Annotated in this window: 19 protein-coding genes; 14 read left to right on the plus strand and 5 right to left on the minus strand. The window is 60.3% G+C overall.

Annotated features, from left to right (window positions below; translation table 11 throughout):
* The 5 genes from V1283_RS10685 (at position 1) to V1283_RS10705 (ending at position 5904) form a co-directional block, all read left to right on the plus strand.
* The gene (locus tag V1283_RS10685; protein ID WP_334386434.1) at positions 1-504 is read left to right on the plus strand and encodes a DUF2118 domain-containing protein; all 504 of its coding nucleotides are present in this window, start codon (positions 1-3) and stop codon (positions 502-504) included.
* A 1-nt stretch (position 505) separates the two neighbouring features.
* A complete protein-coding gene (locus tag V1283_RS10690; RefSeq protein ID WP_334386435.1) occupies positions 506-2113 on the plus strand; it encodes an acyl-CoA carboxylase subunit beta in 1608 nt (535 codons plus the stop codon).
* 1726 nt (positions 2114-3839) lie between these two features.
* On the plus strand, positions 3840-4586 hold the full coding sequence (locus V1283_RS10695) for an isocitrate lyase/PEP mutase family protein (protein ID WP_334393020.1): 747 nt from the start codon (positions 3840-3842) through the stop codon (positions 4584-4586).
* Positions 4587-4674: 88 nt separating this feature from the next.
* Complete coding sequence (locus V1283_RS10700; protein ID WP_334386436.1) at positions 4675-5181, plus strand: DUF1993 domain-containing protein; 507 nt, start codon at positions 4675-4677, stop codon at positions 5179-5181.
* A 96-nt stretch (positions 5182-5277) separates the two neighbouring features.
* On the plus strand, positions 5278-5904 hold the full coding sequence (locus tag V1283_RS10705; RefSeq protein ID WP_334386437.1) for an alpha-ketoglutarate-dependent dioxygenase AlkB: 627 nt from the start codon (positions 5278-5280) through the stop codon (positions 5902-5904).
* A 127-nt stretch (positions 5905-6031) separates the two neighbouring features.
* On the opposite strand, the gene V1283_RS10710 is transcribed toward V1283_RS10705, so the two are convergent.
* Positions 6032-6568 carry a TetR/AcrR family transcriptional regulator gene (locus V1283_RS10710; RefSeq protein WP_334386439.1) on the minus strand — a complete coding sequence of 179 codons (537 nt, stop codon included), beginning with the start codon at positions 6566-6568 and terminating at the stop codon, positions 6032-6034.
* A gap of 95 nt (positions 6569-6663) precedes the next feature.
* Here V1283_RS10710 and V1283_RS10715 point away from each other — a divergent pair, with 95 nt between their 5' ends.
* Both V1283_RS10715 and V1283_RS10720 read left to right on the plus strand, forming a co-directional pair.
* A complete protein-coding gene (locus V1283_RS10715) occupies positions 6664-7524 on the plus strand; it encodes an alpha/beta fold hydrolase (protein WP_334386441.1) in 861 nt (286 codons plus the stop codon).
* Positions 7525-7585: 61 nt separating this feature from the next.
* A complete protein-coding gene (locus V1283_RS10720; RefSeq protein WP_334386442.1) occupies positions 7586-9220 on the plus strand; it encodes an FAD-dependent oxidoreductase in 1635 nt (544 codons plus the stop codon).
* Positions 9221-9406: 186 nt separating this feature from the next.
* On the opposite strand, the gene V1283_RS10725 is transcribed toward V1283_RS10720, so the two are convergent.
* The 4 genes from V1283_RS10725 to V1283_RS10740 all read right to left on the minus strand — a co-directional run bounded on the left by V1283_RS10725 (position 9407) and on the right by V1283_RS10740 (position 14123).
* On the minus strand, positions 9407-10900 hold the full coding sequence (locus V1283_RS10725) for an MFS transporter (protein WP_334386443.1): 1494 nt from the start codon (positions 10898-10900) through the stop codon (positions 9407-9409).
* A gap of 202 nt (positions 10901-11102) precedes the next feature.
* Positions 11103-12248, minus strand: a complete 1146-nt coding sequence (locus tag V1283_RS10730) for an alkene reductase (RefSeq protein ID WP_334386444.1) — start codon at positions 12246-12248, stop codon at positions 11103-11105.
* Between the two features lie 127 nt (positions 12249-12375).
* On the minus strand, positions 12376-13149 hold the full coding sequence (locus V1283_RS10735) for an SDR family NAD(P)-dependent oxidoreductase (protein ID WP_334386446.1): 774 nt from the start codon (positions 13147-13149) through the stop codon (positions 12376-12378).
* A 284-nt stretch (positions 13150-13433) separates the two neighbouring features.
* Positions 13434-14123 (minus strand): antibiotic biosynthesis monooxygenase family protein, encoded by a 690-nt coding sequence (locus V1283_RS10740; protein WP_334386448.1) that lies wholly within the window; start codon positions 14121-14123, stop codon positions 13434-13436.
* Between the two features lie 222 nt (positions 14124-14345).
* Here V1283_RS10740 and V1283_RS10745 point away from each other — a divergent pair, with 222 nt between their 5' ends.
* From V1283_RS10745 to V1283_RS10775, 7 genes are all read left to right on the plus strand, one after another.
* Positions 14346-14897 carry a TetR/AcrR family transcriptional regulator gene (locus tag V1283_RS10745; RefSeq protein ID WP_334386449.1) on the plus strand — a complete coding sequence of 184 codons (552 nt, stop codon included), beginning with the start codon at positions 14346-14348 and terminating at the stop codon, positions 14895-14897.
* 776 nt (positions 14898-15673) lie between these two features.
* Complete coding sequence (locus tag V1283_RS10750; protein ID WP_334386450.1) at positions 15674-17032, plus strand: tyrosine-type recombinase/integrase; 1359 nt, start codon at positions 15674-15676, stop codon at positions 17030-17032.
* Positions 17033-17530: 498 nt separating this feature from the next.
* Positions 17531-18673 carry an ABC transporter substrate-binding protein gene (locus V1283_RS10755; RefSeq protein WP_442895853.1) on the plus strand — a complete coding sequence of 381 codons (1143 nt, stop codon included), beginning with the start codon at positions 17531-17533 and terminating at the stop codon, positions 18671-18673.
* A 34-nt stretch (positions 18674-18707) separates the two neighbouring features.
* The gene (locus tag V1283_RS10760; RefSeq protein WP_334386453.1) at positions 18708-19580 is read left to right on the plus strand and encodes a branched-chain amino acid ABC transporter permease; all 873 of its coding nucleotides are present in this window, start codon (positions 18708-18710) and stop codon (positions 19578-19580) included.
* 17 nt (positions 19581-19597) lie between these two features.
* Positions 19598-20602 (plus strand): branched-chain amino acid ABC transporter permease, encoded by a 1005-nt coding sequence (locus V1283_RS10765; protein WP_334386454.1) that lies wholly within the window; start codon positions 19598-19600, stop codon positions 20600-20602.
* The gene (locus V1283_RS10770; protein ID WP_334386455.1) at positions 20580-21350 is read left to right on the plus strand and encodes an ABC transporter ATP-binding protein; all 771 of its coding nucleotides are present in this window, start codon (positions 20580-20582) and stop codon (positions 21348-21350) included. Before V1283_RS10765 ends, V1283_RS10770 begins: the two co-directional genes overlap by 23 nt.
* Complete coding sequence (locus V1283_RS10775; RefSeq protein WP_334386456.1) at positions 21343-22098, plus strand: branched-chain amino acid ABC transporter ATP-binding protein; 756 nt, start codon at positions 21343-21345, stop codon at positions 22096-22098. The genes V1283_RS10770 and V1283_RS10775 overlap by 8 nt, the downstream gene beginning before the upstream one ends.
* Positions 22099-22111: the final 13 nt, after the last annotated feature.

Raw genomic sequence — 22111 nt, forward strand, 5'->3', positions numbered from 1 at the left:
GTGCATCACACCTTCGACATTGGTGGGGAACCTCACGCGATCTGGCTTTCGCGCTCGCCGGAGGGATATCGCCTGGCGCTTGCTGAGGGAGGAAGTGCGGCTGTCTCGCTCGCCCAAACCCGAGGTGGCGAGGGACGTCTGACCGTTGACGGCAGCAGCGAACCGATCGCTTACGTGGTCGAAGGGGATACGGTTCACATACATCTTCGCGGCAGGTCGTATGCCGTGCGTTATGTTGATCCGCTGGTTGCCCTCGCGGTTGAGGCGGACACCGCCGGACACCATATTGCCCGAGCCCCGATGCCCGGCGTCGTGGTGTCGGTGAGGGCGGTTGTTGGCGAACGGGTGGCGGCGGGCGCCGTGGTAGCCGTTATCGAGAGCATGAAGCTCGAAACGACGATCCGCGCAGCGCAAGACGGCATCGTTGAGAAAATTCATGTCAGGGCAGGGGAGAGTTTTGATCGTGATGCGGCCTTGGTGACGCTTTCCCGGGAGGATAGTTGAAATGCAGCGCGTCAGCTCCCTGATCGACACGCGCGACGATGATTACCGCGCCAACGACATGCACAACCGGCGTCTCGCCTCCGAGCTGAAGGAACGCCAGAAAGTCGCGCGCCACGTTCGGCCCGAACGTGACAGGGAACGGCTTCGCCGTCAGAACAAGATGTTCGTCCGCGACCGTATCGAAGCCTTACTCGACCAGGGAACGCCGTTCCTGGAGCTTTCGACGCTGGCAGGTAACATGGCCTATGACGGCGAGGTTCCGGGCGCGGCCCAGGTGACGGGAATCGGCATCGTATCCGGCAAGGAAGTCATCGTTCACGCCGACGACGCGAGCGTCAAGGGCGGGGCGTGGTATCCGCTGTCGGTCAAGAAAATCGTGCGCGCGCTCGATATTGCGATCGAAAACCATCTTCCGGTCGTTCATCTCTGCGACAGCGCCGGCGGCTTTCTGCCGCTGCAGGCCGAATTCTTCGCAGACCGCTATTTCGCCGGACGCATCTTCCGCAACCAGTCCATCCTGTCGAAGATGGGCGTGCCCCAGGTCGCCGTGGTGATGGGTCATTGCACCGCCGGTGGCGCCTACATTCCCGCGCTCAGTGACTACAACGTCATTGTTCGTGGCACCGGAGCGATCTTTCTCGGAGGCCCGCCGCTTGTGAAAGCGGCGACCGGCGAGGAAGTGACCGTCGAGGAACTGGGCGGCGCCGACATGCATACCAGCGTATCGGGAACCGGAGACTATGCGGCATCCTCCGAGCTGCATGCGATCGCGATCGCCCGGGATATTGTCGAACGGTTTCGACGGCCTGAAAAGGCAGGCGTCGACTGGATCGAGCCGGAGCCGCCGGCGTATGATCCGGAACAACTCTACGGCATTATCCCCCGGGATCCCCGGGTGCAGTTTGATATGCGCGAGGTGATCGCGCGCATGGTGGATGGCAGCCGCTTTCACGAATACCAGCCGCGCTACGGTCAATCGCTGATCTGCGGCTTCTCCCGCGTGCATGGCTATCAGATTGGAATACTCGCCAACAACGGCGTGCTGTTCAACGACAGCTCGCTGAAAGGCGCGCATTTCATCCAGCTCTGCGACAAGAACCGGACGCCGCTACTGTTTCTGCAGAACATCACCGGCTTCATGGTCGGACGCGAGTACGAGCGGCGCGGTATCACCAAGGACGGCGCAAAGCTGATTATGGCAGTGGCCGGTGCGTCCGTTCCGAAATTTACGGTGGTCTGCAACGGATCTTACGGCGCTGGAACCTACGGCATGTCGGGACGTGCCTTCGACCCGCGGTTCATGTTTTCCTGGCCTCAGTCCCAGGTTTCGGTGATGGGCGCTGAGCAGGCGGCCGGTGTCCTGACCGATGTGAAACTGCGGCAGCTCGCCCGCAGCGGCCTGCAATTGTCCGAACAGGAGACCTCGGCCATTCGCGATCCGGTTCTGGAAGACTATCGGCGCCAATCGAGCGCCTATTACGCCACATCGGAAATCTGGGACGACGGCATCCTTGATCCCGTCGACACCCGCAATGCCATCGGCATCTCGCTGAGCGCAGCTCTCAACGCGCCGATTGCCTCGCCACACTACGGTGTGTTCCGAATGTAGGATGAAGGATTCACTCGATGGTCGATTAGCCCGATAAGCGCGCCGCTTATAACGACTCAGCAGTCCGGATTTCCGCGAACCAAATTCCTGACCGGCCGCTCCTGGCGCAAAGCAGCCGTTATGCGCAAACAGTATCTCGCGACTGATAAGGAATAAGTAGAGAGCTTATCAGTTCGGAATCAGGCTAGGGGAAGGGGCCCTTAGGCGTTCACAGTGGGAAGCCACGCGCGCTTCAAATCTACAAATGCCTTATGTCTAGCAGATTACACTAGGTCGTCCCCAAGCACCCCCCCAAGGTTTGAGGTTCGACACCATTTTGGCTGGAAAATCTTTGGTCCTTCTTCGCGATTGATACATCTAACGCTGTGTGGCTCCTCCCGCCGTACGCAAGTTCTCTTACTCTGCGATGGCCGAAACTTCGATCGGAGCGTTGCGAGCCCTAGGCACCGGCAAAGCGCGGCTCTACTTTGCTCCTGACTTGGATCGGCTTTCTAATCGTTTGTTCAACCCAGAGTGATCGCAGCGGTCGAGGTCGTAGCCGGCAGCGTGCAGCAACGCGGTACTGCATGCGCTCAGCCAGTACAGCAATGCAGTACTGGATCGAGGAGGAATCGACGAAGGCAAATTACATGCAGAAGCCAGAATTGGTTCAACTAGTTGAAAAGAAAGGAAAACGCGTTAGTTCGATCGCTCGGATTATTTGTCGGCCCAATAATCGGTTGGACGGACTCAAACTACAAAGATAAATGAAAACAATATGTTAGATAGACGTTTTTCTGTAGCCCCGTTGATGGATCGGACCGGGACATCTCAAAAAGCGAAGTACAATCAGCTCTTAAGCGCGGTCCCGATCGGCTGTGCAGTACCAAATGCAGTACCGATCTGGTTTTGAGGCGTGCGCAGGCGATTGATGTCGCAATTTGGTGTGCATTGGGCCACTCGCGCGTAGCGCAGCGTACTACGCAAGTCTGCGCGATTTTGCTCCTTCGAACGAGCGGCGTTCTGTCTCGTTGATCGAGGTGTTGGAGGCTGCGAATATCGCGCCCGTCGTTGTCGCCGCTCGCTGCTTGGGCTCAGCCGAATTTGAACAGCTCAGCAGCCGTTCTCTACGGCCCTTCGTCTCGACAAAAATGATCGAGGCCAATCCTCGCTTGAGAGCTCAATCCGCGGAATGAAGGTTTATGGAACGACAGCTCTTGACGCCAAGCGGACAATCGGTCCAACGCCTCTGTCGTCTAAATGCCATTTCCGGAATCATCCCAACGTGCTCATCAAATCTGCTGCAGTCCTGATATCTGCAGACCGCCTACGCATTGGACCGCGATTCACGAAAGCTGCCTTGGCCCGCTTCCTGAAGAGGGCTTCGGGTGGTGACCAGGAGGAGGCCGAAGAGAGTGCGGCCTGGCGGCTTAGGTCCTACACCAGGCCTGTCGCGGCGCCTCCCAAGGAGCTTTGTCCGGTACCTCAGGTTTACGTTTCTCGCGGTGGGCCTTCGAAGTTACCGAAGGTTCATAGAGGTTGACATGGTTGGATAGCGAGCGTACCACTGGGACGATCTATCGATAGATAGACCATGCCGCTCAGTGACGCGTGGCAGCCGACCGTGACCCCGCTGCTCAATGCTGCGCGGCGGGTCACGGTCGCCGGCAGTGTGTGCAAGCAAGTCTTCGACTCCAAGTCTGTCTGCGATTTCACCATTGAGCAATCTCAGAACGGGAGGATGACAGTGAGCCAGACCAAGAAAGCTAAACAATTCGCCGCCCTTCACGTTAAAGGGACGCCCTTGATACTTTACAACGCGTGGGATGCAGGCAGTGCGAAAACGATCGTCGATGCCGGCGCGACGGCGATCGCGACCAGCAGTTGGTCTGTCGCCAGTGCGCAGGGATATGAGGACGGCGAGGACCTTCCGCTTCCTCTTGCCGAACAGATCGTCGAGCGGATCGCGGCGGCAGTTGACGTGCCTGTGACCGTGGACTTCGAAGGCGGCTATAGCGACGATGATCGCAAGCTGGCCTCGAACATTTCCAAGCTTCTCGATCTTGGAATCATCGGTATCAATTTCGAGGACCGCGTGGTCAAGGGCAGAGGACTCTACGACATTGATCGACAGGCGAAACGGATCGCAGCGATTCGCCATGCTGCCGAGCGGAAGGGCGTTCCTCTCTTCATCAACGCACGAACCGACGTGTTCCTCGGTAACAGCGGCGATGTCGACGAGGCCCTGAAAAGAGCGAAGGCATACGCGTCGGCCGGCGCGTCCGGCTTCTTCATTCCCGGGCTGACCGAGGCCGACCATATCCGTCGGATTGCTGAGGAAGCGACGCTGCCGGTCAACGTCATGGTCATGGAAGGCGTCCCGTCGAACGACAAACTCGCGAAACTGGGCGTTGCCCGCGTGAGCTACGGGCCGATTCCGTACATCGAGACGATGGAGGCTCTCCAGAAGAAGGCGAGCAAGCTCTTTTCGTAATCTGCCCGCGACGCCTGGAGGACGGCCAGCTGGCGAACGCCGGATTAGGAAAATCACCTCAACGAATGAGCATCCGAAGGAAGATCCCATGTATTATCAAGTCGTTTCGCAGTGCGTCCAGTCCTTGAAGACTGTGGAGGTCTTGCTCGACAAGGCCGAGCAATTTGCGGCTGCCAAGCAGTTTGACGTCCGTGTGCTGTTGAACGGCCGTCTCGCGCGCGACATGAAGCCCTTGATCTACCAGGTGCAGAGCGCTTGCGACTATGTCAAAGCCGCCGCCGCCTGGCTTTCCGGGCAGACGCCTCCAAAGCACGAAGACAATGAGCAAACCCTCGAAGAGCTGCGCGCTCGCGTTCGGAAAACTGTCGATTTCGCCGAAAGCGTAGGCAAGGCACAATACGAAGGCGCACAAGATCGCAAAGTCAGCCTTTCGTGGGTTCCCGGGAAGGTCATCGGCGGCGAAGATTATCTGCTTCAGATAACGATTCCGAACGTCTACTTCCACATTGCGATGACGTACGCGGTCCTCCGCAACGGCGGCGTCGACGTCGGCAAGATGGACTTCCTTGGGCCAATGAATTTTGTCCAAGCCTGACGAAACAGGCATTCTTTTCTTGCCCGGATCCGCCCGGCACCGGTTGGTGGCATGGTTGCTCGGGGGCGGGCCGTCCGCTCACCAGGTTCGATGCCCGTGAAACGCGCTTCAGCGAAGAAGTACACCAGCAATCCCATCAGCGGCGTGGGCGACCTGTTCGGCGAGCCTGAGCTGCCTGCCGGTTTCCGCTATATCCCGGATGTGATATCGACCGCCGACGAAAAGAGCCTCGTTCAGCGATTTGAAAAGCTGCCCCTGAAGCCTTTCGAATTTCACGGCCATCAAGGCAATCGCCGCATATACACCTTCGGGCACAGGTATGTCTTCGCAGGCCAAGAGCCACGCTCCGATGCGAGCATTCCCGATTACCTTCTGCCGCTCACCGACGTTGCAAGCCAGATCAGCGGCGTACCGGCCGAGGCGTTTGAACAGCTCATGGTGACGGAGTATGCGCAGGGTGCTGGAATCGGCTGGCACCGCGACCGACCGTCGTATGAAGATATCGTCGCAGTGTCGTTTCTCGCGCCTTGCACATTGCGGCTGCGTCGGAGGCTGGGAGAGGGCTGGGAGCGCCGGTCCGCGCATGTTGAACCACGATCGGTGTATTTGCTCCATGGCCCGGTGCGGAACAGCTGGCAGCACAGCATCGCGCCGATGGACGTTCTGCGCTACTCCGTGACCTTGCGTACGTTTCGCCCTCGCCGAAGCTCCTCGAGCGATTAGCGTTCCGCCATTGTTGTTGTCAGATCGGCGAATAGATGGGCGAAGTGATCAGACAAAACGTCCGCGGCGATGGTGAGGTCGCTTCAGCCCGGAGCCGGGAGCATGACAGCGCGCTTTCGCGCAATCATCAGGCGACTGCGAATGTGGGCCCGGTAAGCCCCGCGGTCGCCTGATCGAACGCAGAGATGTCGCCATAAGCACGCGCAAGAATCAAGCCTCCTTCCAAGGCCGCCATCACATGGAACGCGCGAGCCACAGCATCCGCTCCGCCAATTCTGCTCGAAAGGTCGTCGATGCAGCGTCGAAAGAACATCTCGATTTCCTGCACGATCTCGGGTGGCAGACCGCCCGCTTGAGCGCCAAGCATGCCGCCTAGACACATCCGGCCATCCCGTTCGATCGCGCTGCGAAACGCGGATCGATAGATCGCAACCGCCTCGTCGCCGCTCTCATCACCCCGCCGCGCGACCAGTTCGAAGAAGCGATCCCCGTATCGGCGCGCGACCGCAGCGGCCATTCCCGCCTTGGTCGGGAAATGATGGTGGACACTGGCGCTCTTGATGCCGATCTCGGCTGCAAGATCGCGGAAGCTGAAGCCACGGTAGCCCGCTTCGCGGATGCGAGCCTCGGCCAGGTCCATCAGGCGCTCTGCCGTTTCGTTCATCGCATTTCCTATCTCTACTGATAGATAGACGTTGACGGCAGAGATTTCTAGCGTTATCCCGTGATCTACCTATCGATAGAGCGGAGTAGGACCTCATGAGCAACGAACAGGATACGCCGGCCGTTCGCCACGTCGACACGCCGTCAGGCCGAATCGGTTACGTGGAAGTGGGATCGGGACCGGTCGCTCTCTTCGTGCACGGCGTGCTGCTGAACAAGCACATGTGGCGCTACCAGCTCGGCGCGCTTTCAGATTTTCGGCGCTGCATCGCGGTCGATCTGCTTGCGCACGGCGATACGGAGATCGCAGCGGCTCAGGATGTGTCTGTGACCGCCAACGCGAAGATGCTGAAGGAAGTGCTCGACGCGCTGAATATAGATCAGGTCGATCTGGTCGGAAACGATAGCGGCGGCGGAATTTGCCAGATCTTCGCCGCGCTCAATCCGGATCGGGTGCGGACGTTGACGCTCACCAACTGCGATACCCATGACAACTGGCCGCCCGAAGCGTTCAAACCTTTCGTGGAAATGGTTGCTGCCGGCGGGCTGAGCAAAACCCTCAACGCAATGCTCGGCGACAAATCGATCTATCGCTCACCAGCTGCGCTTGGCCCGGCCTACGAGCACCCCGAAGCCGTCACGGATGAAGATATCGAAATCTACCTGCGGCCACACCTGCGCAACGAGCAGCGTGCCCACGATCTGGAGCGCTTCGTCGGCGCATTCGACAATAAGCACACTCTGGCCATCGAGCCCCAATTGCGTCAGCTCAAGGCGCCGACGCTGATCGTCTGGGCCACGGACGATGTCTACTTTCCGGTGAAATGGGCGCACTGGCTGGCAGAGGCGATCCCAGGAGCGAGACCGCCTGTCGAGTTCTCTGGAGCGCGGCTTTTCTTTCCCGAGGAGCGGGCGGACGCATTCAATCGGCTGCTGCGCGGCCATTGGGCCGGCTGACCAATCTGACCCGTACGATTCGGCGTCGCACGAGCCGAATCCCATCAGCGAGGCACTGGGTATGCTGCTTGACGACCGACTGGCCCAAATCGTTCCGACGCTGACTCCGGCTCAAATACAGTTCGCTCTTCGTTTCGCGAGCGGTCCTGAGCGGCGTTTTGCACCGGACGAAAAGCTTCTCGATGTCGGCGATCGGGACATGGCCGTGTGGCTGGTTGTCGAGGGGGGCATCGTTGCGAGACGACGGGATGGTCTGGGCCGGGAGGGGATATTTGCCACCGGCGGACCAGGTCAGTTCAGCGGAGAAGTAAGCGATCTTGCCGGGCATGCTTCGTTGGCCATGGTCTGCGCGGGACCGGACGGGTGCACGGCCTATCCGTTCGATCTCCCTCACCTTCGAGCTCTGCTCATCAGCAGCGCGGACATCGGTGAACTGATGATGCGAGCCTTTATCCTACGGCGCGCCGCGCTGCTGGAGGGGGACAGCGTTGGTTCGGTCATCCTTGGAGAAGCGGGATCGCCGGCGACGGTTCGCCTTCGGGGCCTGCTTACCCGGAACAGCTACCCGCACTCGCTGATCGATGCGGGTGGTACTGAAGGCAAAGCCCTTGTCGAGCGCCTCGGCGTACAGGCAGCCGATTTGCCGATCCTGATCTGTCCGAACGGGACGGTGCTGCGCCGGCCGAGCGATGCCGAAGCGGGGGTGGGCCTGGGAATCGTTCCCGATATCAAGCCTGGAACGACGTACGACGTGATCGTCGTTGGCGCGGGGCCGGCAGGCCTCGCTGTTGCCGTGTATGCGGCATCGGAGGGGCTCTCCGTTCTGGTTGTCGATAGCCGCTCGTTCGGTGGCCAAGCGGGCGCATCCTCGAGGATCGAGAACTATCTGGGATTTCCGACCGGCATCTCCGGCCAGGCGCTTACGGCGCGCGCATTTCTTCAAGCTCAGAAATTCGGTGCTCAATTTGCGGTGCCGGTCTCGGTCGTCGAACTCGATTGCTCGCAGCCACCGTTGCACCGCGTGGCACTCGACAATGGCGTTTCAATTTATGGTCGAACGGTTGTGATTGCGTCAGGCGCGCGTTACCGGCGGCCAGAGATCGAAAACCTCGACCGCTTCGAGGCAACCAGCGTCTCGTACTGGGCGACGACGATCGAGGCGGCGCTGTGCAAAGGCCGCGATATCGTTCTCGTCGGAGGAGGCAATTCTGCCGGGCAGGCGGCTGTCTTCCTCGCCGCGCACGCGCTCCAGGTACACCTGGCTGTCCGCTCATCGGGCCTCGATGCCTCCATGTCCCGCTACCTCATCGACAGGATCAAGGCGACGCCCAATATCGACTTGCGAGTCCGCACCGCCGTCACCGGATTGTCGGGTACGGCAGATGGTACACTGGAAAGCATCGACATGACCTGCCGTGAGAGCGGCGACAGTCGCCGGGTCGACGCACGGCACATGTTCTTGTTCATCGGTGCCGATCCCAACACGCAGTGGCTCGATCGGCGTATCACCCTGGACAACAAGGGCTTCGTCGCCACCGGTAGCGATCCGCAATTGCCGTTGGCAACCAGCAGCCCCGGTGTTTTTGCGATCGGAGACGTGCGGCGCGGATCAGTGAAGCGCGTGGCGGCCGGCGTCGGCGAGGGTGCCGCGGCTGTGGCTCAGATCCATGCCTACCTCGCCACCCTTCATTCGTAGTCCATGGTGACTTAAGCGGATGGAGCGTCGGCGACTTGTCGCAGGCAGGTGAGGCAGTCGAACTGCCTTTGGTCGGCGTACCCGGACCTCCTGCTCGACCTGCACATCGACCCCGCCACCTATGACGACGCTGCACGAAGCGCGGTGCCGGCAGGTCGGTGGCAAACATATGCTGCGTGTCCCGCTCTAGGATGAGCGCGTTCCAGCCGCCCGGATGAGCCGCCAACTCGCCAGGCTTGCAAAAACTGCGACGACCGCGGCAACGGAGAGTGAAGCACCGAAGCCGGCTGCTACGCTGGCGTGCACTGTGCCTTGGAGGGCGATTCGAATCGGATCTGATAAAGCAGACAAAGCACCACTCGCGTCGCCACCTACGATCCGAAGGCTCAGGTCGTGCCAATTGACCCTCTGATCGAGCACGAGTGGCGCTCCAAGCCTTCGAAGGCTGGCCTCGGCCACGGCTGCGAGCACTGCGCCCAGCCCCGCGACACCGGCGATGATGCCAATGAACCGCGTCGTACTTGCCAATCCGGAGGCGATCCCGGCGCGCTCTGGCGGAACGGAGCTGACTTGAGCTTTCGCCGTCTCGCTGTTTAGCAGGCCCGCGCCTGATCCCGTGATGAACATGCCGATCGCAGCCGTCCAATATGCGAGGTCCGCCAGCACGGCTGCTGCCGCGATCGCATTGCCAAGCGCGACCAATCCGAGACCGAAGCTCAGGATCGCACGGCTGGACATGCGCGTCGCGAGCCTGCCGCCCACGCTGGGACCGATCAGCAGCGGCAATGCGAAAGGTATCATTGCGAGACCTGCGATCGCCGGCGAAAGCACAAACGCATCCTGGAGATAGAGCGGAAGGATCGTCATCATGACTTGTGCTGCGGCCGCGTAACCCAGCATAGCGACGGCTGCTCCGGTGACGGTCGGATCGCGGAATATCGACAGGTCGATCATCGGGCGTGGGTGTTTGCGTTCGGCAAAAACGAACGCCACAAGCAGGACCGCGCCTGCGGCGAGTCTGATGATTGTCGGCGCACTCTCCCAGCCGATGCTATTTGCATCGATCAGAGCCCACACGACGCTGAAAAGACCGGCGCCAAAGAGGAGGATTCCCCGATAGTCTAAGCCTGACGCTTTCGGGTCGCGAGATTCCGCGACCGACGTCAGGGCGAGGACGATCAATCCAGCGCCCAACGGCAAATTGATGTAAAACGCCCATCGCCATCCCAGATAGGACGTAACGAGGCCGCCGAGGATCGGACCGAGAGGCGGTGCCATGCCCATTACGGTGCCCCAGATCGCGTAGACGCGGTCTCGTTCGTGAGGTTCGAATCCGTGTGCGACGACGGCCAGCGACGACGTCAGCTGGAGCGCCGCGCCGACCGCCTGTAATGCGCGCGCCCCGTTCAGTGTAGCGAGGTTGGGTGCCGCAGCGCAGAGAAAGGAGGCGAATGTGAAGATCGACAGCCCGATAAGCAGCATGCGCCGCCGTCCAAGACGGTCGGCCAAGGCGCCTGCAGGCATCAGCAGTGCCGCGAACGGAAGGATATACGCGCTGACGACCCATTCGACATCAGTAAATCCGCCGCGCAAGTCGCGCGCAATGGACGGCAGTGAGACGGCGACAATGTTGGTGTCGAGCATGATGAGGAAGGGCGCGCCTGCACAACAAAGCAACATGCGCAGCTTCCGGCCAGAGAACCGAGCCGTCGAAGACGGCGACATGGCGTCAGCCTGCGGCTGTCCCGCTGTTTCACCGAAACTATTTTCGCCATTTCTGAGCACGAAACCATCCATTCCGCCATTCCGCGATCCTGCCCGATGAGCTCGGCTATCGGTCCTGCCGACGCGCGGACGATCGGCAGGGCTTTCACAATCTCAATCAGGAAGTGGGAAGCAGAGCCTGCAAGGACGCTTCGTAGGTGGGATAGTCGGTGTAGCCGCGCGCGGTGTAGCCATAGAAGGTGCTGCGGTCATATGGGTTCAGCGGCAAGCCGAGTTCGATCCTCCTGGGCAGGTCGGGATTCGCGATGAAGTGACGGCCGAAGGCGATTAGGCTCGCATCGCCATTGACCACGCTTGCCTCGGCCGTCTCCGGATTGAATCCACCGGCTGCGATGACTGGTCCCTTGAAGATCTTGCTCAATTCCTGGGCTGCGACTGGCGCCTGCGCTTCGGCAACGGTCTCACCGCCCTTCACCCGCGGTTCGATGAGGTGAAGATACGCGAGCCCGAAACCGTCGAGCCGCTCTGCCACCGAGCGGAACAGCGCACGGGGGTTGCTGTCGCCCATGCCATTGAACGTCCCGCTTGGCGCGAGCCGAACCCCGACCCGATCCGCACCCCAGACCTCGGCCAACGTCTGGACGACCTCGACGAGAAGACGCCTTCGATTCTCGACCGTACCGCCGTATTGGTCGGTCCGCTTATTGGTGTTGTCCTGCAGAAACTGATCCATCAGGTGGCCGTTGGCCGCCATCAGTTCGACACCATCGAAACCCGCCTTCTTCGCGTTCTGGGCGGCCGCGCGGTACTGTTCGAGAACACCGGCGATTTCCGCCGTCTCCAGCGCTCGATGCGGCGATGTCTGACGAAACCCGTCACGCGTATCGACCACGATGCTCGGATCAGCCCAGTAAGTCGGATCGACAGATGCCGTAACCGGCTGCGATCCCGTGATCGAGGCGTGTGTCGTGCGGCCGGCGTGCCAAAGCTGCGTGAAGAAGTATGCGCCCTTGGCGTGAACCGCATCCGTGATCCGTTTCCAGGCCGCCACATGGTCGTCGGCGTAGAGACCGGGCGCATGGTAGTAACCTCGCGCGGACGCCGCGATCGCTGTCGCTTCCGTGATGATCAGCCCGCCGTCAGACGCACGCTGCGTATAATATTCGCGCTGCAAGTCGCTCGGAATGCCCGTCCCTGGCTGCGCCCGTAGCCGGCTCATCGGCGGCATGACGACACGGTGTTTCAGTGTGATTGGCCCGATTTGAACGGGCGTGAAGAGTTTCTTTTGAACGTTTGTACCCACTGGGATTCTCCGTTCGTGACGGGCCTGCGCCGGAAAGGGAGGGGAGGGGCGTGATGGGGAGGTTGGCCCCGCGCGGTCGGGCGCGGGACGGATCACCGATGTCGGACGTCGACCTGGTCACGCGCGATCACTGCCTGCCAGCCATGACGCCACCGTCGACCGGAAGGATGACCCCGGTGATGAAACTCGCCTGATCCGAGGCAAGGAACAGAAGCGCCTCGGCCGCGTCTGCGGGCTGACCGTTGCGGCCAAGAGGGTGCATCGCATTGAAGGTCGGCAAAACGGTCTTCACCTGTTCCGGTGTCAGGAACGTGCTGAAGACCGGTGTCTCGATCACGCCGGGCGCGATCGCATTCACGCGGATCTTGTCGGGGGCGAACTCGATCGCGAGGTTCTTGACCAGCGCATGGACGCCACCATTGGCCGCCGAATAGGCCGATGACGGCGTGGCGCCGATCGCCTGCAGGCCCCACATAGAGCCGGTCTGCACGATCGCGCCGCCGCGGCCCGCAGCCTTCATGGCCTTCGCCGCCGCCTGCGCGATGAAAAACTTGCCCTTGAGGATGATGTTCAGGAAACGATCGTATTCATCTTCGGTGACATCGAGGAATGGCTTCGGCCCGAAGATGCCGGCGTTGTTGAACAGGACGTCTAGGCGGCCAAAGCGATCGAGCGCTGTCTTTACCGCTGCTTTTCCTGTCGCCGGCAGGGAAATGTCGCCCACATGGGCGATCGCGCGCTTTTCGGTCGCGTCGATTTGCTTGGTAGCGGCCTCGGCTTTGGCGGCATCGCGTCCGACGATGACGACAGAACCGCCTTCCGCGACGAATCGGGTCGCCACTTCCTTGCCGATGCCTGAACTGCCTCCTGTGATGATCGCGACCTTGTCCTGAAAGCGCATGGCAACTCTCCTGGGTTATTCTACCTATCGATAGATTGATTAGCTTCGGAGAATTAACTCTGGAAACTGGATGCGTCAAGCCTGATCTATCGATAGAGAGGAACAACGCCGTGACGGGCGGCAGAAGAATTGGCTGAACCACTTCCCTCGATGTCACTCCGCTGAGCGGAGAGAGATGCAGCTGCGAGCCCGGAGCGGCCGATCCATGGCTTGGGCCCTCGAATGCCTGGGTCCTTCAGATTTGCAGCGGGCGGGTGCAGACTTTTCTCTCGCAAACACGGAGCCTATCGGTGCACCGTCGGGCCACGTGGAATGTCAGGATAATATTGTGGGCTCTCACGCCGATCGAACATGCCGTAGTCACGCACGATGCGCACGACGCGATGACGAACAGCGTCGGCCTCGGTGAGCAACGGTGGTTCAAACTGCTCAGCGGATTTGCGGTCGCGCCAGGTTGCCAACAATGCAAGTTTTCCCGCATTGTAGATGCTTGCGAAAACATCGTGGTCGATCAGGGCCGAGTGTGTTCGATCGAGCGACAAGCGGTCAGCGAGCTCCGATGGAACCAGTGATTTTGCTCCAGTCGACGCTGGCAAAACCTCGGTAATTGTCGCAAACTTCCCGGCGCCGACTTCCGTCTCATCCAAACGCTGTTCAACCAGAGGTGCGCCGTCGGGAAGCGCCGTATCCGACACGACTTCGCCAACCCGCAAATGATAATCTTGAAAGACGTCGTCGCGGCCGCGCTGTTGAGTCTCGTGGTGCTTCGCGACGGTGCGCCACCTCACAACCGACTTTTCGTCCCGCCATGTGGAATGCGACAGGATCCACCCCGGCCGACGCGCGCTCTCGAAGCGCTCGTTGTCGACGAACCCATCGATGCCCTCTAGGATCGGCTTCAAGTCTTTCGCAAGGGCGAGGTAAAGGTCGAATTGCTCTTTCTTGGGATGGACTTCGAAGATCACCGAGAACATCTTGATCACCGAGCTTGCTTGAGGTTCGTACCCGAGGGAGGGGTGATGTCTTCCTGTCGCGATCGACGGGCCGAAGCCCGGCCAAGGGCCCGAAGATCAGGCTTGCGAGAGACGTTCGCTGCCTTGATTAACATAGTGCCCTATCGATAGATAGACTAACGGGCATTGTTTTTGGTCTCTTTAAGCCCTACCTATCGAGAGGTAGCCACGGGAGCAGACTCAATGAGTGACGTCGCCGCCGCCATCATGGACGCCGCTGAGCGGCGAATGCGGAAGGGCGGATTCAGCGGTTTCAGTTTTCGAGAGATTGCAGTCGACGTGGGCGTCAAGAGTTCCAGCGTCCACTATCATTTCCCGACCAAGGAGAATCTCGCGGCTGCCGTCATCCAGCGCTATACCGCACAGACGGCGGATTTGATCGAACGGGAGCTCCAGAAGGAGCCAAACCCGGTGAAGGTTTGGGTGAAAGCGTTCCGAGGGACCCTGCACTCAGAGGATCGCATGTGTCCATGCGCCGTGCTCGGTGCGTCAACCATGGATCTGCCGTTGGAAGTATCAGCGGAAGTAAAGAAGTTCTTCAAGATGTGTCATGAGAAGCTCGTGCAGGAGGGCCTCTCGTCGGATGAGGCCTCGCAATTGCTGGCAACGATCACGGGCGCATTGGTGGTGGCCAATGCGGTGAACGACTTCGCGACGTATGATCGTGCTACGCGCGAGTTCACCCGGTTGTGGAAGCCCGCGCCGACAAAGGCTGGTCGTCAACGCTCGAAGTAAGCCTTGAGCCTGCGCCGGCGAGCCCATTTCACTTCGGCCTCACCAGCTTTGTGATGAGCGCACCGAACAACAATCCGATTTCAGCGATCGGTGTTCCTTGCACGAACAGGGTCAGGATTCCGCCGCCCGTCGTTGCGCACGTAGCAACCATGGCGGAGTTACATCAGGACAACCGGTACGATCGGTTCAGCGATGATGTCGAAAGGCTGACTGGCATACGTCCGATGAGCGTCCGGGAATTTGTGCAGAAGAATGCACATGCGTTTTCGCACCTGCCGTGCATTCGAGCGCGGCTGAATAAGCATGGCACTCGTAGAGAGGGGGCCGGCTTTGCAAAGGGGCCTTGTCACGGGGGTAGCAACCACCGATACCGGCATTCACTTCAAGTCACGATCTGACCAAGGTGGTCCCTCGGGGAACTCCTCGCGTCCTCGAACGCAGCCTATCTGCAATCGACATGACTCTTTCAGAGATTGCTTACTCGTTCGAATGAGACAGAACCGGAATTTCGGTTCGGACGCGCATATCGCTCTCTAAGATAAAGGAAAAGTGGCGCGCCCGACACGATTCGAACGTGTGACCTTTGCCTTCGGAGCAAGATAACGTACCCGTCCGAAAAGTGCGATAGGGCACGCTATACCACGCTATCCGGCTGAAGCAACTGGATATTCTCAACAACAACAGCGACGTTCCTATCCGAAACCCCGCACCGATTTTCTCCCGCCTGCTTACGCGTTGCTTACTTGGGGAGATCTCGCCCGGAACGAAGGAACGTCATGGTCAAAATCACAAAAAGGGTTGTCGAGGCGGCGGATGCTCGAGAGAAGGACTACCTAATCTGGGATGACGAGTTGCCCGGCTTCGGACTCCGGGTCTTTAGTTCGGGCAAGCGCAGCTACGTCATCCAGTATCGGACGAAAGGCCGCTCACGTCGCTACACCATTGGGCTTCACGGAGCTTGGGTGCCAGAGACCGCACGCCGAGAGGCGAGGGTGCAACTCGGTCGGGTCGCTGGGGGTGATGATCCCGTCAAAGATCGCCAGCTCGATCACAAGGCGATCACTGTGAAGGAACTGTGCCTCCGCTATTTCGCGGATCTGCAGGCCGGCCTCATCCTTGGGAAAGGCGGGCGACCGAAGAAGGTCTCAACGATCACCACCGACACGGGCCGTATTGAGCGGCACATCATTCCGCTCCTAGGAACCAGGCGGGTCAAGGATCTCACCAAGACCGACATCAACAAGGTCCTCAAAGACATTATGGCCGGGAAAACGCGGGTTTCGGTCAAGACCAAGAAGCTGCGGGGAAAGGCCATCGTCCGAGGCGGTGCTGGAACGGCGACGCGCACCGTCGGTCTTCTTGGCGGCATCCTTACCTACGCCGTCGAAGCGGGCATTATCGAAAGCAACCCGGCCCATGGCATCCGCAAGCCGAAGGACAACGTGCGGAAGCGTCGACTGTCGGAGGCGGAGTATCGAATACTCGGTCGGATGCTCCGCGACGCCGCCAAGCAGGAGAAATACACCACCATCCTGGACATCGTTCGTCAGCTTGCGCTGACCGGCTGCCGGCGTAGCGAGATGATCGGTTTGAAATGGACGGAGGCGGACACCGAGGCGAGTTGCTTGCGGTTGGAGGACAGCAAGGAGGGTGAATCCATCCGTCCCATTGGGTTGCCTGTCGTCGAGTATCTCGAGCGACGGCGTACTGACGATGTTGGCACGTACGTTTTCCGGGGTCAGGGTGAGGATAACGCGTTCGGCAGCTTCCCGAGCCATTGGAAGCAAATCTTCGAGGACTCCCCGCTGTCGGATGTGACGCCGCATGTCCTACGTCATAGCTTCGCGAGCATAGCCAACGACCTCGGCTTTACCGAGGTAACAATCGCCGCTCTGGTCGGCCATGCCAAAGGTTCGGTGACGAGCAAATACATCCATACGCTTGACACCGCGCTCATCATGGCCGCGGACACGATCTCGGGCTACATTCAAGCCCTTCTTGACGGCATTGAGTTCAAGCAGACCGCATACGCGTTAGACCGCGATTCACGAAAGGCTGCCCTGGCTCGTTTTCTTAAGAGGGCTTCAGGTAGTGATCAAGAGGTGGCCGAGGAGGAGCGCCGTTTAGCAGCATAATCCTGAGACGCAATGCGAGGTTATGGAACGGTCGGTTCTGGCGCGAAGCGGTCGTTGGCTTGAATACAAGTGGTTTTTCCCAAATTGCAGTTTGTGCCATGGCTGAAATCGTTCAAGCTGAAGGCAATCGAGTCAGCTGAAAGCCGATGGGCCGGCCAATGCGTGCGGGCTGAGGTCTAAGAGACCGGATTGAGCAATAGGTTCGGCGTTAGTTTTCGGCGAGCATCGAACTGATCGGCGGGCAGGTGAAATAGGCTACTAAAGCGAGTGGCCATTCCAGTCGATTTGAAGTCAGGCATCTATGCACGTTCGCCATAACTAAACGCTATAGCGGCAGATTGCAGTTGTGGTTCCCTCGGTCCGGGCGGCGAACATAGTCTTATTGTCACAAACCGGGGTGCGTACGTTCGCAAAGCCGGTGCGTGGCATCCCGCCAGGCTTCGAAATGGAGATCGGGCCATGACCTCAAGACTGGATCGCAGGGCATTCTGCTTCGCTATGGGCTTGGTCGCGCTGGGGGCCGGCTCGATCGAGGCCCGGGCCGAAGATGCAGCAATCCGGCTTGGCATCGTTGCTCCCATGAGCGGGCCAAATGCCCGCTATGGTTCGTTCTCGCTGCGCGGCGCGCAATTGGCTACCGAGGAAATCAATGCCGCCGGCGGAATTGGCGGCCGCAAGATCGCGATCAGTTCCGGCGACAGCCAGGGCACGCCGGTCGAGGGCGTTTCGGCGACGCGCCGCCTGATCGACCTGGACAAGGTCGATTTCATCATCGGCGACGTATCGAGCTCGGTGACGCTCGCCATGCAGCCGGTCGCCGAGGATGCCGGCGTGTTGCTGCTGAACGCAGCCTCGTCCAATCCGAAGATCACCTATGCCGCCGGCGTCGGCGGCTTCAAATGGACGTTCCGCAACTATCCGACCGACGAGAACCGCGCGCTCATCGTCATCCAATACGCCGCCGAGAAGCGCGGCTTCACAAAGTTTTCCGTTCTTTCCGTCGATAGCGACTATGGGCGTGCGGCGGTCGATTTCACCAAGAAATATCTTCCAAGCCTCAAGGGCGAGATCCTGACGGAGGATTATTACAAGGAAGGTGAGGTCGATTTTCGCAGCGTGCTTGCCAAGATTCGCGACTCCGGCGCGCAGGCCATCATCATGTACGGTAATGCCGACACGACGCCGATCGTCGGACGCCAGATGATCGAAGTCGGCCTGGCCGGTAAGGTGCCGCTGATCGGCAATGCGGAATTCAATACCGAAAGCACCATCAAGGCAGCGCCGAAGGCGCTCGAAGGTGCGGTGGAGGCCGCCGCGTGGCTGCCGGCATGGGATGCACCGCGCAGTCTTGCGTTCGTCGAGAAGTTCAAGACCAAGTATCGCGAAACGCCCAACAACCACGCCTATGTGCATTGGGAAACCGTGCACCTGCTGGCGAAGGCCATCGAAGCCGCCGGCAGTGCCGACCGGGCCAAGGTCCGCGACGCCCTGTCCAAGATCAAGTACGACAGCGCGATGGGCGAGGTGACCTTCGACGATCACAATCAGGCCCGCCTGCCCATGATCCTGCTGCAAATCGAGAACGGCAAGCCCTCGATCAAGGGCGCCTACGCGGCCGAAATCAAATATCCCGCCAAGTGAAGATTCTTGTGAAGACGAGAGGGGAGTAACCAAAATGGTGTCCGCGATCTTCGAGCAGATCGTCAACGGCATCGTTTCCGGCTCTGTCTACGCCATCGTCGCCGTCGGCATGACGATGATCTTCGGTGTCCTGCGCGCCATCAATTTTGCGCATGGCGAATACTACATGCTGGGTACCTTTGGCGCCTGGTTCGCGATCGAGTATTTCGATCTGCCGTATCCGGTTGCGATCGTGATTGGCGTGATCGCAACCGCGGTCATCGCCGTCGTCGTCGGCCAGTTCGTGATGCAGCGCATCGTCGGCGCGCCGCCGGAAACCGGGGTGCTGGCGACGCTCGGTATCGCGCTGGTCCTGCAAAACACCGTGATCCTCGTCTTCGGCGGCGGCTATAAATTCTTCTCCGGCGGTTATATCGAGCCGGTCTCGATCTTCGGCTTCACGCTGGCCGAGCAGCGCGTCCTGATCATCATCGTCTGCATTCTGGTCTTCGCCGGCCTCGAATTGATGGTCACCTACAGCCGCATGGGCAAGGCGATGCGCGCGGTGTCGCAGAATATCGAGTGCTGCGCGGTGGTCGGCATCGACGTGCCCCAGGTGGCGTTGCGGACCTTCATTCTCGGGGCCTGCCTGGCGGCGCTGTCGGGTGTGCTGACCGCGCCGGTGAATGTCAGCGTCTATGGCGGCATGGGCGAGATCATCACCTTCAAGACCTTGCCGGTCATCATCATGGGCGGGCTCGGCAATGTCCGCGGCACGTTCTTCGCGGCGATGATCCTCGGCATCGCGGAAAGCCTGGTGGCGACCTATGTCGGCCTTCAGTTCCGCGACACCGTCGGGTTCGCAACATTGATGCTCGTACTGATGTGGCGTCCCCACGGACTTTTCTCCGCGCAAGCCCGCTTCTGATTGTTCGAGGACAGACGATGTCGCCCAACGATCTCTCACTCCCGGCGCCCCGACGCGATCTGCGGTTGCCGTTCGGAATCGTGCTGGCGGTGGCCGCCTGTGTGGCCCCCTTGTTCCTCGGCAACTATGCCTTGCATGCCATCATCATTGCGCTGATTTTCCTGTTGCCGGCCCACGGCCTCAATCTCTTGGTCGGCTATACCGGCCTGCTGTCGCTGGCGCAGGCGGCGTTCTTCGGCATCGGCGCGTATACGTCCGGCCTGATGGCCGTTCGCTTCGGCACGCCGTTCTATCTGAACTTCCTCGCGGCCGGTGTGGTTGCGGGAGCGATGGCGCTGCCGCTCGGCATTCCCGCGCTCAGGTTGCGCGCCACGTCCTTTGTGATGTGCACGCTTGGCTTTGTCATCATCGGGCAGGCGATCGCCAAGAACTGGATCAGCCTTACCCGCGGCGACATGGGCCTGTCGGGCATTCCAAAACCGTATTTCGCGTTGGGGCCGGCCTCGTTCACCGTCTCGGGAACGACGGGTTTCTACTATCTGGTACTGGCGATCTCTGTGCTCGGAACGCTCGCGGCGTACCTGATCGTGCGCTCGGCGGCCGGGCGCAACATGGTGGCTATTCGCGAGAACGAGACGCTGGCCGAATCCGTCGGCATCCCGACCTGGCGCTACAAGCTCGTGGTGTTCATGATCAGCGCGGCCTTTGCCGGTTTGGGCGGGAGCATCTATGCGCACTATCTCACGGTGGTCAGTCCGCTGACGTTCCAGATGTATTATTCGACGACGATGCTCATCATCGTGCTCGGCGGCGGTGCGGGAACGATTTCGGGCGTGGTGTTCGGCAGCCTGCTGTTCGTCGGTCTCTCCGAAGCCCTTCGCGTCGCGCCCGAGGTTCGGATGATCGCCTACGGGCTCAGCCTGCTGGCGCTGGTGTTCTGGTTCCCCAGGGGATTTGCGCCGCTGCTCGATCGGGTCTGGTCGTACCTCGGGGACGCAAATGACCGGTTTGCCGATCCTTGAAATTTCCGGACTGAACAAATCCTACGGCGCGGTCCGCGCTGTCGACGACGTCAGCCTGCATGTCAATCGCGGCGAGATCTGCGGGCTGATCGGTCCGAACGGATCCGGCAAGTCGACCTTCTTCGACTGCGCCTCCGGCCTGACCAAACCGCAGGCCGGCACGGTGAAACTCGACGGTCAGGACATCACGGGATGGTCGCTCAACCGCATTGCCCGCGAGGGCCGCATGCTGCGCTCGTTCCAGAAAACGGTGGTGTTCAGCGCGCTCGACATTGAGGAAAATCTGGTCATTGCGGGCCAGATGTTCACCTTTCCGGGCCTCTGGTCCACCTTCGGCATCGGCGCCATGGCGCGGGCGCGGGTCGAGGCGTTGCGGGAACGCGCGCGTGAATTCATCAAGATCGCCGGCCTCTGGGATGTGCGTCATCAGCCAGCCGGAAAGCTATCGGGCGGCCAGCAAAAGCTGATCCAGTTTGCCTCCATGTTGATGCCGGAGCCGAAACTGATTCTGCTCGACGAGCCGATGGCCGGCATCAATCCGAAGCTGATTGAGCGCGTCGTCGAGAGCATCCGTTTCGCCAACCAGAAATTCGGCGTCAGTTTTCTGGTGATCGAGCACAACATCGATGTCGTCACCGACATCTGCGAGCGCATCGTCGTGCTCGACCAGGGACGCAAGCTCGCCGAAGGGACACCCGACGAAATCGTTCGCAATCAGGCGGTGCGGGAGGCCTATCTCGGTGGTTGATCCAGATCTTCCGACCAAAAGTCTCTCGATCAAGGGCCTGCGCGCAGGCTACGGTTCGCTCGACATCCTCAACGGCGTCGACCTCGACGTGCCGCAGGGCCAGTTTGTCGCCCTGATGGGGCCAAACGGGGCCGGCAAGTCGACGCTATTGAAGTCGCTCTATGGCATGACCACGATCAAGGGCGGCAGCATCGAATGGCAGGAAAAGAATATCGCCGGCTACAAGCCACGGGCGATCCTCGCCGAAGGCATCGCTTTCGTGCCGCAGGGCCGCTGCAACTTTCCGGTCATGACGATCGACGAAAACCTGCAAATGGCCGCCTATACGCTGCGCGATGACAGGGTGAAGTCCGACCGCGACTATGTCTACGACCTGTTTCCGATCCTCAAAGCGCGCCGCAACACGCTGGCGGGCAACATGTCCGGCGGCGAGCAGCAATTGCTTGAAGTGGCGATGGCCGTCCTGCAGCGGCCAAAAATCCTGCTGGTGGACGAACCTTCGGTCGGTCTTTCGCCTGCGGCGATTGCCATCGTCTTCAACGAGCTCTTACGCATCAACGCTGGCGGACAGACCATCCTGCTGGTCGAGCAGAACACCAAGAAGGCCATGGAAGTCGCGCACCGCGCCGTCATCCTGCGTCTCGGCAAGGTGATCTGGGACGGCAAGCCCGCCGATATCACCCATGACGAACTCAGCGAGCTGTTCCTGACCGGCCGGATGCGGGGCGAGGCCAAGGCCGAACACTGATTAATCGTTTAAA

The organism is Bradyrhizobium sp. AZCC 2262 (assembly GCF_036924535.1).
In the GTDB taxonomy this organism is placed as follows: domain Bacteria; phylum Pseudomonadota; class Alphaproteobacteria; order Rhizobiales; family Xanthobacteraceae; genus Bradyrhizobium.

Excerpts from the sequence above, each read along its gene's own strand:
- V1283_RS10770 (WP_334386455.1), top strand. The coding sequence starts at position 20,580 with ATGACCGGTTTGCCGATCCTTGAAATTTCCGGACTGAACAAATCCTAC.
- V1283_RS10690 (WP_334386435.1), top strand. The coding sequence starts at position 506 with ATGCAGCGCGTCAGCTCCCTGATCGACACGCGCGACGATGATTACCGC.
- V1283_RS10710 (WP_334386439.1), bottom strand. The coding sequence starts at position 6,568 with ATGAACGAAACGGCAGAGCGCCTGATGGACCTGGCCGAGGCTCGCATC.
- V1283_RS10700 (WP_334386436.1), top strand. The coding sequence starts at position 4,675 with ATGTATTATCAAGTCGTTTCGCAGTGCGTCCAGTCCTTGAAGACTGTG.
- V1283_RS10765 (WP_334386454.1), top strand. The coding sequence starts at position 19,598 with ATGTCGCCCAACGATCTCTCACTCCCGGCGCCCCGACGCGATCTGCGG.
- V1283_RS10725 (WP_334386443.1), bottom strand. The coding sequence starts at position 10,900 with ATGTTGCTTTGTTGTGCAGGCGCGCCCTTCCTCATCATGCTCGACACC.
- V1283_RS10735 (WP_334386446.1), bottom strand. The coding sequence starts at position 13,149 with ATGCGCTTTCAGGACAAGGTCGCGATCATCACAGGAGGCAGTTCAGGC.
- V1283_RS10755 (WP_442895853.1), top strand. The coding sequence starts at position 17,531 with ATGGGCTTGGTCGCGCTGGGGGCCGGCTCGATCGAGGCCCGGGCCGAA.
- V1283_RS10740 (WP_334386448.1), bottom strand. The coding sequence starts at position 14,123 with ATGTTCTCGGTGATCTTCGAAGTCCATCCCAAGAAAGAGCAATTCGAC.
- V1283_RS10720 (WP_334386442.1), top strand. The coding sequence starts at position 7,586 with ATGCTGCTTGACGACCGACTGGCCCAAATCGTTCCGACGCTGACTCCG.
- V1283_RS10760 (WP_334386453.1), top strand. The coding sequence starts at position 18,708 with ATGGTGTCCGCGATCTTCGAGCAGATCGTCAACGGCATCGTTTCCGGC.
- V1283_RS10715 (WP_334386441.1), top strand. The coding sequence starts at position 6,664 with ATGAGCAACGAACAGGATACGCCGGCCGTTCGCCACGTCGACACGCCG.
- V1283_RS10750 (WP_334386450.1), top strand. The coding sequence starts at position 15,674 with ATGGTCAAAATCACAAAAAGGGTTGTCGAGGCGGCGGATGCTCGAGAG.
- V1283_RS10745 (WP_334386449.1), top strand. The coding sequence starts at position 14,346 with ATGAGTGACGTCGCCGCCGCCATCATGGACGCCGCTGAGCGGCGAATG.